The 11,807-nt window shown below is 66.1% G+C and carries 14 protein-coding genes; 10 read left to right on the top strand and 4 right to left on the bottom strand.

The window, feature by feature from the left end:
• The first annotated feature begins 305 nt into the window (after positions 1-305).
• Genes B7Z66_12080 through B7Z66_12070 form a run of 3 tightly spaced genes read left to right on the top strand, consistent with a single transcriptional unit; the run spans position 306 to position 1,411 of the window.
• Positions 306-656 (top strand): hypothetical protein, encoded by a 351-nt coding sequence (locus tag B7Z66_12080; GenBank protein OYV75634.1) that lies wholly within the window; start codon positions 306-308, stop codon positions 654-656.
• A 17-nt stretch (positions 657-673) separates the two neighbouring features.
• Positions 674-1,027 carry a hypothetical protein gene (locus tag B7Z66_12075; GenBank protein ID OYV75633.1) on the top strand — a complete coding sequence of 118 codons (354 nt, stop codon included), beginning with the start codon at positions 674-676 and terminating at the stop codon, positions 1,025-1,027.
• 30 nt (positions 1,028-1,057) lie between these two features.
• Entirely contained in the window at positions 1,058-1,411 is a 354-nt protein-coding gene (locus B7Z66_12070) for a hypothetical protein (protein OYV75632.1), read from the top strand.
• A 463-nt stretch (positions 1,412-1,874) separates the two neighbouring features.
• Here the strand turns inward: B7Z66_12070 and B7Z66_12065 are convergent, their stop codons facing one another.
• Entirely contained in the window at positions 1,875-2,222 is a 348-nt protein-coding gene (locus B7Z66_12065) for a hypothetical protein (protein OYV75631.1), read from the bottom strand.
• 415 nt (positions 2,223-2,637) lie between these two features.
• On the opposite strand from B7Z66_12065, the gene B7Z66_12060 reads away from it, so the two are divergent.
• From B7Z66_12060 to B7Z66_12030, 7 genes are all read left to right on the top strand, one after another.
• Entirely contained in the window at positions 2,638-2,943 is a 306-nt protein-coding gene (locus B7Z66_12060) for a hypothetical protein (protein OYV75630.1), read from the top strand.
• A 57-nt stretch (positions 2,944-3,000) separates the two neighbouring features.
• The gene (locus B7Z66_12055) at positions 3,001-3,483 is read left to right on the top strand and encodes a hypothetical protein (protein ID OYV75629.1); all 483 of its coding nucleotides are present in this window, start codon (positions 3,001-3,003) and stop codon (positions 3,481-3,483) included.
• A gap of 11 nt (positions 3,484-3,494) precedes the next feature.
• A complete protein-coding gene (locus B7Z66_12050) occupies positions 3,495-4,256 on the top strand; it encodes a hypothetical protein (protein OYV75650.1) in 762 nt (253 codons plus the stop codon).
• A gap of 1 nt (position 4,257) precedes the next feature.
• Positions 4,258-4,725 (top strand): hypothetical protein, encoded by a 468-nt coding sequence (locus tag B7Z66_12045; GenBank protein ID OYV75628.1) that lies wholly within the window; start codon positions 4,258-4,260, stop codon positions 4,723-4,725.
• A complete protein-coding gene (locus tag B7Z66_12040; GenBank protein OYV75627.1) occupies positions 4,593-5,609 on the top strand; it encodes a hypothetical protein in 1,017 nt (338 codons plus the stop codon). Before B7Z66_12045 ends, B7Z66_12040 begins: the two co-directional genes overlap by 133 nt.
• Positions 5,610-5,704: 95 nt before the next feature.
• Entirely contained in the window at positions 5,705-6,106 is a 402-nt protein-coding gene (locus B7Z66_12035; protein ID OYV75626.1) for a hypothetical protein, read from the top strand.
• Positions 6,096-9,236, top strand: coding sequence for a hypothetical protein (locus B7Z66_12030; protein OYV75625.1), 3,141 nt, complete (start codon positions 6,096-6,098; stop codon positions 9,234-9,236). Before B7Z66_12035 ends, B7Z66_12030 begins: the two co-directional genes overlap by 11 nt.
• A gap of 4 nt (positions 9,237-9,240) precedes the next feature.
• On the opposite strand, the gene B7Z66_12025 is transcribed toward B7Z66_12030, so the two are convergent.
• The 3 genes from B7Z66_12025 to B7Z66_12015 all read right to left on the bottom strand — a co-directional run.
• The gene (locus B7Z66_12025; GenBank protein ID OYV75624.1) at positions 9,241-10,065 is read right to left on the bottom strand and encodes a hypothetical protein; all 825 of its coding nucleotides are present in this window, start codon (positions 10,063-10,065) and stop codon (positions 9,241-9,243) included.
• An 86-nt stretch (positions 10,066-10,151) separates the two neighbouring features.
• Positions 10,152-11,255, bottom strand: coding sequence for a hypothetical protein (locus B7Z66_12020; protein ID OYV75623.1), 1,104 nt, complete (start codon positions 11,253-11,255; stop codon positions 10,152-10,154).
• Positions 11,256-11,507: 252 nt separating this feature from the next.
• Positions 11,508-11,807, bottom strand: a 300-nt coding sequence (locus B7Z66_12015) for a hypothetical protein (protein OYV75622.1), incomplete at its 5' end; no start/stop codon positions are given.

Here is an 11,807-nt window from a genome sequence, read left to right as displayed (position 1 = left end):
GGAAAGGCGATCAGGTGGAACGGGCCGGCGGGTTTTGTTCAGGCCAAATGAGAGCGATTCTGGAGCACTGTGGTTGTGAGGTGGCTGTGGGGTAGGGGGTATGAGGCCGAGGTTGGTTTTTCTGTAAAAAAGCATAGGAACGGTGGCCTGCGCGGTGAATTTTGGTGGCCGGTGAAATCTGGTGTAGTCCGGGGTGCCGACCTGTTTCTAGTGCTGTACGGTGCTGGTTCCAGGCTCGTGGGCGACGCTGAGCGCCTCGCGGTCGGGCGTTTCGTCCTTCGGGCGGCGGCGGAACAGGCTGCGGTCTGGGCGGTCGACGTGCGGGTCCGGCCGAGCCACGTCAATATTGCTGCCGGGCACCTGCTCGACCCGGAATTTCTCCGCGACGTCGGCGAGGTGTGGTCCGCGCGTCTGCCGCGCGCGGCGCGGGCGCGAGATCCGCGCTGGTCGTCGAGATCAGCGAAATCGCCCCGCTGAGCGACCTGGAACAGGCCGCCGAGGTAATCCAACAGCTGGCGAGACGGGGAATCGAGGTGGCGCTGGACGACCTCGGCACCGGTCACGCCTCCCTGGACTACCTGCAGCGGTTGCCTGCGGTGACGCTCAAGATCGACGCACCTTCGCATGCGATATCCCCACCGACCCCAAGGACTTAGCCATCGTCGCCGGAGGGGTGGTCACGGCGCAGATCCTGGGTCTGCGCGTCCTGGCCGAGGGGTGGAGATGGCGGAGCACGCGTGGCTGCTGGCGCGCATCGGCTGCCGCCATCCCCGATCTGGCCTGCGGATTGATCCTCGAAGGGCGCGCGGGGCGGGTGCGGCGGTTCGTCAATGTTTTACGTAGGGGCGAACGGTCGCCCAAAGACGTCGTCGAGCCCGGTGCCGAGCGGCGTTGTCTGTTCGGTCGCTGGATGGAGCGGATGAACGCGAGCGGCCAGGAGTCCGAGCCGAGGGAAGTCACGCCTGCGGAACCTGGTGGTGACGTTGGAGTTCTCGCCGCCACGATCATCTTTTACCGTGGTTGGTGATCATGATGTTTCACGGGAAACGAGGCGGGCGTGCGTAGCCTACGGCTGCCGATTCTGGGCGCGCGGCTGCTGTTGCCACACGTCGCCGCCAGCGTGAACGCGGTCGCCCTCAAGGACCGGCTCCAGTCCTTGGCCGCCCGGGTCGACGCGTTGTCGCTGCGCGAGCGCGCGCTGCTGCTGGCCGCCCTCCTGGTGGTGGTCTATGTACTCTGGGCCAACCTGCTGATGGCGCCCCTGGGGCAGCGGCAGAAGACACAGCAGGGTCAGGTCGCACAGATCAACACGCGCATCGCGACGCAGCGTCGGCAGGGAATCGCGCGGCACCGGGAGTCCGGCGACAAAGACGGACGCCTGGTCATCGTCAGCCCCGATTCGGGCCAGTAGGCGTAGACGAAACACCGCCGCGGGGCGATCGGGTCGAGCAGGCGCGCGGCGCGCGCCACGAGATCGTCCAGGCCCCGATAGCCGGCGCGGTGCGCCGTGCCGGCCAGGGCGCGGCTGTAGGCCGAGTCGACGGGATCCGCGGGCAGCAGGCACCACGCACCACGCCTCGGCGTCGAGGCGGTCGAAGAGCGGCGGCGCGGTGACGAGGTCCGCCACCGAGAGCCCCGCCCGCTCCAGCGGCGGACCGCCCCAGCGCGCGCGAAAGGGCAGGAAGGCGCTCACCAAGCCGAGTTCGCGCAGGTACTGGAACCAGCCGGTGACCGCGTGGCGTTGCGGGGCGGCCGCCGTCAGCACGGTGGTCATCGCCGCCGCGGTGGTCGGCGGGAACACCGAGGATATCCGCGTTCGCATGTGTGCGGCGAGCGCGCCGCCGCGGGCGACGAGGTAGTCGTGGCCCAGCCCGTCAAGCAACAGCAGAAGGACGTAGCGCACCCCGGCCACCTCGGCGGGGGCGAGGGAGGCGAGCGGCGGGTAGGGCGGGCCCGGGCGCCGGCTCCGGTTCGGAGTCGGGCTCCGGTTCGGAGTCGGGCTCCGGTTCCGGCTCTGCCACCGGGGCCGCGCGGGCCGGCTCCGCCGCTTCGGCGTCTGCCGCGGGCGGCGAGGGGTCCGCGTCCGCACGGTCACCGGCCGCCTTGCCGCCCGTCTTGAGCGCGGGTTGCTGCGCCGCGGATGGTTCCGGCCAGCGACCGCCGAGGGCGGGACGGTGTGGGCCCAGGACACGGCGAGCGCGGTCATCAGCAGCATGCCGCATTCACACCCGCCCCGTGGGGGTGGTGAGCCTGAGCGGCCCGCACGAGAGCCTGACTGGGAAACTGGTTCGCACCCCCGCGGCGGAACCAGGGGGCCACGGCGGCGTTGTGACCGGACCCGCCGGCCGGTCAGGGTGATCGAGTAGTCGTGAGGTAAGCAAGTCCCTGGCCGGCTGGTTCGACCTGCCGTTCTACGCTATCGCGATCCGCTACCTGTTGCATCGGGTCCAGGGCGTACGGCGCCGCGCGCCGGGACCCGGCGAACGGGGGGAAAAACGGCGATGTACGTGGGTTATTCGGAGGGCTGTCCCGGATGGATATAGGTCAATCTCGGTGCGGTTGTGCCGGGTGGTTCCATGGGGATGTTTTATGCGGGATCGCCGGGGCGATCATCTTTTTCGTCATAAGGCGATCTAAATGTCGCGCGTGAAGCGTGGATTTATCCTGGGTGTTCTGTCGGTGGTGATGTTGGTTGGCTGTGTGCGGGATACGCCGGGCGTGGTTTCGCAGTCTGTTCTGGGGAAAGTGGTTCGTGGGCTGAGGTCGGGCGGGGGGTTGGTGGTGCGCGGGAACATGAAGTGGATGGCGCGGGCGGGATTTGGCGGCACGCCGGGGATTGTGTACTGGAGCTGGTCTGGGAAGCGGGTGGCGGTGCATGGTTTTCCGGGCGCAGCTGGTCTTGGGCGTCTTCTTGCGGACGTAGGGGTCCGTGGGGGGCGGTAATTTTAGGTATCGCCGGGTATCGGGCGATATGCAAGGACGGTAAAGCGAGGCGGTGAGATGGATCACGAAGCGCAGGTGATGCAAACGATTCCGGGTGGTGAGGTGGTTTTGCGTGGGTTGTCCTTGAAGCGGTTGTCGTTTGACTCCCGGGTCATGGCGTTTCCGGTCGAGGCCCGTGATGCGAGTCCGCACATGGAGTTGATGACGGAATGGAGGAACCTGGAGGGCGAGCATTACGAGGTGGTGTTGGGGGTGAAGTTGGGTGTGAATGTGGAGGGGCGGGAGGTATTTCGTGTGGATGTGGCGCAAGCGGGGGTTTTCCGTGTGAGTGGAATACGGGGGCCGGATCTGCAATGGGTGATGGGTACTCGGTGCGCCAAGGTGCTCTATCGGGCTGTCAGGAAGGTAGTGGAGGTGGTGGTTGAGGGGAGCGGGTTTGGGCAGATCGAGTTATTGGATCTTGATTTTGATGCTATGTATGCGCGGGAGACCGCAAGTAGCGAGTCTGCCGGCGAGACTCCGCCGCCGCGGATGCATTGATGAGGGGCGACATGAGAATACATGTGTTGTCTGACGTACACCTGGAATTTGGGGATTTCGAGCCGCCGCCGGTGGAGGCGGACGTGGTTGTGCTGGCGGGCGACATCGGGGTGGGCGTGGAGGGCGTGCAGTGGGCGGCGCGCCGGTTTCCTGACCGCCAGGTGGTCTATGTCGCCGGGAACCATGAATTTTATGGAGCCGATATCCAGGTGACGCTCGATGGACTGACCCAGGCTGCGCCGTCCAACGTGCATGTACTGGAGAACCGGTGCATGGAGGTGGGCGGCGTGCGGTTCTGCGGTGCGACGTTGTGGACGGACTTCGCCTTGTATGGGCCGCTGGGATCGTGGAGCGCGCGGGGGCTGGCGAGGCGGGTGATGCCGGAGTTCAGCGAGGGTGCGTTGAGCGTGTGGGATGGACTCTCGCCGTTCACGCCGGAGCGGTCGATGGAGTTGCACCGAACCTCACGCAACTGGCTGGAGGCGTCGCTGTTGGCGGGAAGGGGACCTGTGGTGGTGGTTACGCACCATCTACCGAGCGAGCGATCTATCGCTCCGCGATGGCGAGAGCCCATGAGAGACGTGTTGAACCCGGCGTTTTGTTCGGACCTGGAGCCGCTGGTGGAGCGGGCGCGGTTGTGGGTGCACGGGCACAGCCATGATTCCTGTGATTATCGTACGGCGTCTGGCGGCCGGGTGGTGTGCAACCCCCGTGGTTACCACCCGAATGAGTTGAACCCGGAGTTCGACCCGGGGTTGGTCGTGGAGATCTGATGTGGTTGCACGGTTGAGTGTTCGGGAGGCGGAGCGGTTGGGGTTGGGGTTGGGGTTGGGTGAAGACCCGGCGGCGCGCCGCGAGCGGATTCGCAGGCGCGGGGAGCGCGCATTGGCTGCGGACGCCCCGCAGGCGATATTGCTGCGCATTGCGCAGTCCGTATCGTCGCAGGCGCAGGGGGATTACCGCCCGCTTCCCGGCCGGCGTTATCGGGCCGATGTGGCGATCCCGGCTGCGCGGTTGATTATTGAGTGCGACGGCTGGGAACATCATGGCAAGTACAAGGGGGATTTTGAGCGGGATCGGAAGCGGGACCGGGTGCTGTCGCTGGCCGGATGGCGGGTGCTGCGCTTTACCGCGGGCGAGATCCGCAAGGACCGCGACCAGATCGCCCAGACGGTCCGTCGGGCGGTGGAGCAGGCGGGAGGCAGGGCGGGGAGGTCGGCGAGGGGCCGGCGGGAGGTTTGAGGCGGGTGGATGCGGAGTGGTTTGATCGCTGGGTGCGGTTGTTTTCGGAGCGGGAGGGGCTGGTGTTTCCGGTGGAGCGCCGGTCGTTTCTGAGCCTGGTGGTGGAGTTGCGGATGCGGGAGTTGGGGGTTGAAAGGATGCGGGATTACTACCGGGCGATTGTGTTCGGAGGCGGGGATAGCGATGCCGAGTGGGTCATCCTGGTGGACCGGGCGACGGTGCATGAAAGCAGTTTTTTCCGTCACGACACGGAGTACGGGTGGCTCGAATCGCATTTCATACCGGAGCGATGCACGGGTAACGACGATGCCTGCGCGGTGTTGTCGGCAGGCTGTGCGGGTGGGGAGGAATTATATGGCATCGGGATGTTGCTGGCCGCGGCCGGGGTGAGGTATGCGCTGACCGGAGTCGACCTGAGTGGTACGAAGCTGGTGCGTGCCAGGTCGGGTGTGTATCCGGTATCGGCGGTCGCGCGTGTGCCGGATGGTTTGCGGGAGAGGTATCTGGAAGTAGTGGATGCCAGGCGTGTCCGTGTAGTGGAGGGTTTGCGCAGGCGCAGTTGTTTTTTGCGGGTGAACATCCTGGATATCGCTAAATGGCCGTTGCCGGAGGCGGATCTGGTGGTGTGCTGGAACGTGCTGATGTACGTAGCGCCGGCGCGGCGTCTGGAGGTAGTCGAGCGGTTGGCGCAACGGCTGGCGCCGGGTGGGGTATTGATGCTGAGTCTTCTGGATATGGCCGGCATGGAGGACGCTGTAGCGAGAGCGGTGCCAGGCATGGAGCGCATACGGGGCAAGGGCCTCAACGCGTATCGAAGATCCTTTGTTTCGGTATCCGAGCCGGTTGCGCCGGTGCAGCCGGTTAGCCCCGGTGCAGCCGGTTAGCCCCGGTGCAGCCGGTTAGCCCCGGTGCAGCCGGCCTCACCGATGCGGGCATTGCCGGTGTGGTTGGACGACCCTGACGGCGGGGTGAGGCGAACATGTGTCCGCCAATCGCAGTGAATCGCGCATCTGGAAACCTGCGATACCGCCTCGCGCGCTTGCTCGCCATGGCCGCCGTGACGGTGCTGGCCGGTACTGCCTGCGCGGCATCGGCGTTCGCCGCGAACGCGCTGCAGAAGCTTGGGTTTTCATCTCTTCCCGGAGGCGACGTCCAGCCCCGGGTTTTGGCGGACGACGATGAGGCGGTGGTGCTCGGCGGCATCTACCGGCGCACCGACAAGCGGCAGAAGAACAGCGTGGCCATCCTTGGGGATATTCCCGGCCTCGGTTTCCTGTTCCGCAACGGCCGGAAAACCAACGACCGCTCCGAGTGGTTGATCTTCGGGGCGCCGAAGATCATCGACGGCGCCCTGTGGGCGGAGGTCAGCCGTGGCGGCTGAAGAGGCGAGCGGATTTTCTGGGCTGGACTGGATTCGCGGGGAGGTGGATGCGGCGTGCGCGTGTGCGCGGGAGTGCGTGGAGGGTTTCGCTGGTGACGGTGGGGTCCCATGGATGGACCGGTGCCGGGAGTCCCTGGAGCCGGTTCGTGGTGCGCTCTGGATGGTAGGGGTCGGGGGTGGTGTGTTGCTGGTGGATGAGATGGTAGCCGTAGCGGTAGGGTTACGTGACGGCTCGGTGGAACGTCCGCGGGAGGGTTGTGAGTCTCTGATGCGTGCCCTGGCGCGGTTACCGGTGTATCTGGACGAGGTACGGGCGGGCGGTTTGGATGTGCCGATGCGGTTGATGGCGGAGTTGAACGATCTTCGCGCGGCGCGCGCGGAGCCGTTGTGGGTGGAGGGGGCGTTGTTTCGCCCGCGGCTGGCGGGTGAGATTCCGGGGCCGGAGAAGATGATGGAAGTGCCGGCGGATGCCGTGGACCGGCGCCGGCGCGTGCGGCGGCTGCGGCAGGACTACCAGGTCGGGTTACTGGCGGGGATGAAGGATGCGCGGGACGGTTTGGAGCGGATGCGGGAGGCGCTGCAGCGGCTGTACGCGATGGCGTGGCCGGTTGGGGTACGGCGGGTGTGGTGGATTGCCGGTGGGCTGGCCGACGGGCTCTTGCGGGGGGAAGGCGAGCGAGATGGAAGCGGGGTTGCGTTGTGGCGGCTGTTTGGGCGGGTGGATCGCGAGATCAAGCGTTGTGTAGGCGGTGCGGGCGCCGGTGAGGTTGTGGAACCGGAGCCGGGATTGCTGTACGGCCTGTTGTGGTACCTGGGTCGATGCGGGGTGAAGGACGGGTGGTGCGGGCGGGTGTATGACTTCTACGAGCTGGCCCGGTGGATGGAAGGGGAGGGGGTGGATTCCGGTGTGGAGGGGGATGCCCTGCGGGCGCTGGCCGGCCAGGTGCGGCGGGATCTGGTGGAAGTTCAGGAGGGGGTGGACCTGTTCGTGCGCGGGGGGTATGCGGCCGCCGGGTTGTTGTCCGGTCCGGTGCGGGTATTGAGCCGGCTGGGGGACACCTTGGCGATGGTGGGTTTGGACGAGCTGCGGGAGGCGGCGCGGCGGATATCGGGGCATCTCGATGCGGTGTGCGGTGGATCCGCAGATGTGTCTGGCGAGATCGATGTGGCGGCCGAAGATCTGGTACGGCTGGACCGGGCGTTGGAGCGTTTGGAGCGGGACGGGCGGCGAGGTCGTGTTGGGGAGGACGATGGATATCGGGATGTGATTCGGGAGGTGGCGGTGCAGTGCCATGCGGAGGTTGTTGCCGTGCGTGGCAAGTTGGATGCGGACTGGGCCGGCGCGGCGGACGCGGACGATTTTGCATTATCGGTGGAAATCCGCGGGCGGATGATGGATGTGGGGGGTGCGTTGCGAGTGGCGCAGTTGGTGGATGCTGCGGACATGATCGATGAATTGGTTGAACGTTTATGGGCGCGAGACCACGTGGTGGAGTTGCCGGCGGCGGAACGCGCACGGGTTTCGCATCTGGTGGCCGGTGTGGAGTATTACCTGGAGGCATTGGCGCGTGGGCGGGTGGTGGTGGGTGGGACGGATGAGCGTGCATTGATGGAGGATCTGCGGCGAAAGCTATCGGTGGTCGGTTGCGAATCCGGGCGTGGGGGTGGAGACGGCGGACCGGTGGACGCGGCCGTGCCGGCGCCGATCGGGGGCCGCGGGCCCGGCGCGCTGCTGGGGCGCGCGGAACCGGAATCGATGGCCGCCCCGCAGGGGCCTGCCGCCCCGCAATGGGGCGTCGCCCTCCAGGGAGATACTCGCCCGCAGGAGCGGGGCGAGCAAGGCATGCTGGATGACGTGCCAGCCGACGGCGAGGCCGACATCGAGACGGCGCGATCGGATGCTCCGCTGGCGGCAGACGAGGTGCCGGCGAACCAGGCGGTGCCGACCAATGACCAAGCGCGGCCTATTGGCGACGACATTCAGGATACGGAGGCGGTGGAGGGGACGGTTGAATCGGGAATTTTACAGGAACATGAGGCTGGGGACGGCCGAATGGACGCCGATACGGAGGTGCCCGCTGAGTCCACGAAGCAATGGGAAATGATTGAAAACGCGACGGAGGACGCGAGAGGGGGTGCGGTCGGTGATGCACGGGCGGTCGACAGGGAGTCCGCTGAGAAACTGAATGTGCGGGAGGGGGTGATGGAGGAGGTAGCCGGTGCGGGTTCAAGGAGAGAGGTGGAATCTGGACCTGACGAGCGCGCGGCGTTTCTGGCCTGGATGGGGGGCGAAGTTCCGGTGGTACGGCGCGTGGGTTCGGAGTCGGAGGCGGCGATCTGCGGGCCGTTTGTCGATGCGGTGCGGGATAACTGCGTACTGCTTGAATTGCAGTGCGGGCGGTGGTTGGAGTTTCCGGACAGTGAGGCGGTGGTTGAGGCGATCGGATCGATCTTGTGTTCGGTGGAGCAATGCGCCGATGCGCATGGGGCGGAGCGGGTGCGTGTGTTTGCGGTGCTGGGTGGGATATGGATCCGGCGGGTAACGCACTCGCGCGATGGGCGCCGCCTCGATGCGGGACGAATTGTCGGGGTGTTGCGCGAATGGGTGATGTGGGTGGAGCGGTTGGCGGACGAGTGGCATGAGGATGGGGATCGGGTGGATTTCAAGGCGTTATCTGCCTGGGTTGAGCGCCGTCGTGACGAGGCGTTCTGCGGTGAGCGGCGGGAAGATGCACCGGCGCCTGGTGTAGCGGGGGGTGATGAATTCGAGTCGGGCGGGGCCGCGGATCAGGGGAGTGAGGCGCGGGTGTCGGACACCTCGCTGAGCCCGCGTATGGTAGAAACGGCGCCGGAGGTCGTGGATGAGGTCGGCGCGGCGAGGCGGGACGAAGGCGGCAAACCGAGCGCGGTGGCCGATCAGAAGGATCTGTATGGGCTGGAGGTTTTGGAAGAGGTTTCCGTGCCGCCGGAGGGCGGGGCGATGGTCACGCCCGAGGAAGAAGACGAGGGGGTGGTTGAGGATACGTGCCCGCAGGGGCAGTTGTCCCGGAAAAAGGCTGAGAACGTTGGAGACGGGAAGGCGTCCATGGATATGATGGAAACGCTGTTGAATGACCTGGAGGGGCTATAGGCCATCAGGCGTTGATTGCGATCGCGGTAACGTTGTCGAGGGGTTCTCCAGGCTGCGCCTGGGCCTTCAGCGCCGCGACCAGTTCGCAGGCCGTAGCCCCGGAGCGGGCGAGCCGCGCGGCCGTACGATAGCCGGTCCACAACCGCTCGGCATAATCCTCGGAATGCCGGTTCAACCGTACCCCGTCGGAGCCAATCAACAGCAAGGAACCTGACGGGAACGGCAAGGTAGTGATATGAGGATCGCGTATCAGTAAGTCGCGAAACGCGGCATCGCCCAGCGCCCGAGTGAGATTTACGCCACGATCGCCTGAATGATCCCAGATATACCCTTCGGAGATGCGCCCAAGACCGAGCGCGCGGATCGCCTCCGCATCATTGGGGCATAGAGACAAATTGTGCTGTGGTGGACAGTACGGGGTATCCGAGTCCGGCTGGAACACCAACGCCGGGGAGTCTCCGAGTACGGCCAGTGTGACCCGCGCGCCGGCCTCATCGATCAGCGCCGCGGTCAGGGTGGTGCCTGAGTACTCGTCCTTGAGCGCATCCACCAAGTGCGAAATGGCGTTCTTCAGTGCGGGCTTGGCATCGAGTTCGTGGAGATCGTCGCTGAGACAAATAGGGAACTGCGTGGAGGCGAATTCGGCGGCCTGTTCGCCGCCGTGCCCATCGAAGACGGCAGCCAGTAGGAATGGCCCGATCCGATGTACGCACAGCCGGTCCTGCTGTGTGTTGCGGTCGCCGATCTCTTGGTGTGTCGAATAGTGCATTTTTGCGTCTCCATTGCTCTCGGAACCGGAAGGCTGTGCCAGCGGAAGCCCGGTGAGCATGGTATCTGAGATCTCCGAAAAAGCATCCGAGTTTTGCGGCCGTGACGACGTTGGGGTCGCAGTGGTGCGAGTGGAGGTGCGACGCCTTAGCGCGGGCCCGCCCGCCGGCTGGACGACGCCTGCTCAAGGCACTCGCGAAGCGCCGATAGTTCTTCCGCTTGGAGCGTTTTGATCACCCGCGCGCGCAGGGCCGCCCCCTCCCGAGCCGTGTCGATCTGCGCGGCGGCCTCGAGCAGTTGGTCGGGGTCGGTCTCCTGCAGCACGGCGAACAGCGTCCGGGCCTGGCGCAGGTCCTTGGCCCGCTTGGCGGCCCAGGCCGGGGGGCGTGCGGCAGCCACGGCGCATTTGTGCCAGACGAATCGGCCCGGCTGGGGCAGCGGCGCGATCGTCCCCGTACTGGAGAGGATCAACCCGGGTTGTGCGTCTGCGGTCAGGTAGTCGAGAAACGCCAACGCCTGTGCGCCGAAATTCAACTGCGGAATTGCGACCACGCGCCCGGTGTTGCCGATGTGCCCGGCGATAAGAAAGTCCAGGCGAAACGTGTGCCCGCGAATTTTCAAGCTGGCAAAGGCGCTCTTGCGGTTCATCGTCGGCACGGGGAAGGCGTCCGGGTGCCAGTCCCGCGCCAGAGCGGCCAAGGCTGCCGGCCCGGGCAGGGCCAATGCCAGGCGGTCCACCTGGATGCCGAAATCCTCGGTCTGTACCGGGACCCGCTCGGAGAACCCCTGTTGGGCGAGCAGCGCATGATAGGCCGGGGTTCCCACCACCGCGGCGCCGGCCCGGAACAACCTCACGCGTTCAAGAAACGTCAGCGCCCTGCTCGCCGTAGCATCCAGAGTGGTGAATCCGGCCGAGCGCAGCGTGCGTACCAGGCTGCGGCGGTGCTCGAGCATCCCAACGCGCTCCGGATCGGTAAGCCTGGCGACTGTGCGCTCGGTAGGGCCATCCCCTTGCGGGGTGCCATCCCCTTGCGGCCCGAGATACACTTGCCGACGCCGGCCGACGGCATCGAGGTACTGCGCATACCAATAGGTCCGCCCACGGATGTGCTTGGACATGGCCGAGACGGCGCCCACCGCATCAAAGGGCCGACCGGTGGGTTCCTGCGCCTGCGCGTCGAAACACGCCTGTTGAAGCTCGGCGTAGAGGGTGTGCACCGCGAGCGGGTGTCGGATCAGTCCCGGATCCATAATGCGCCTCAATTATACTCATATTTAATAACATGAGTATAACCGGCCCGGGTGTTGGCTCCACAACCTCACCGGCGCCGGCCCGGAACCACCCCGGCGTCGGCGTCCGAACGTGGAGCGCGTCTCCCATCCCGGCGTGCGCGCGGGACGACCGAACCACCGCAGCCGGCCATGCGCACTGTTTGGCTACACCTACAACTTCAACCACAAGTCGAAAACCTCAACGCGCTGTTCATCGCCGCGCTCGCGCGGTCAGTTGCCATTGCCGGACATGGTGCCGTGCTCGACGATTTGAATATTATGAGCGGCCAACTGGATGCCCTGCGCCGCGGCCTTATGCCACCAGTAGATGGCACGCATCGTGTCCTGCGGCACGCCCCAGCCGTTGTAGTAGTCGTTCCCGAGGTTGTTCTGCGCGTCGGCGAATCCCTGCGCCGCGGCCTTCTGGTACCAGTAGTTGGCCTTGGCGTAGTCCTGCGGCACGCCCTGGCCGTGGCGGTAGTCGACCCCGAGGTTGAACTGCGCGTCGGCGTTGCCCTGCGCCGCGGCCTT

The organism is Chromatiales bacterium 21-64-14, from assembly GCA_002255365.1.
GTDB lineage: Bacteria > Pseudomonadota > Gammaproteobacteria > 21-64-14 > 21-64-14 > 21-64-14.
Note: the sequence above shows the minus strand (reverse complement) of the source record. Positions and strands in the feature narration are given on the sequence as shown.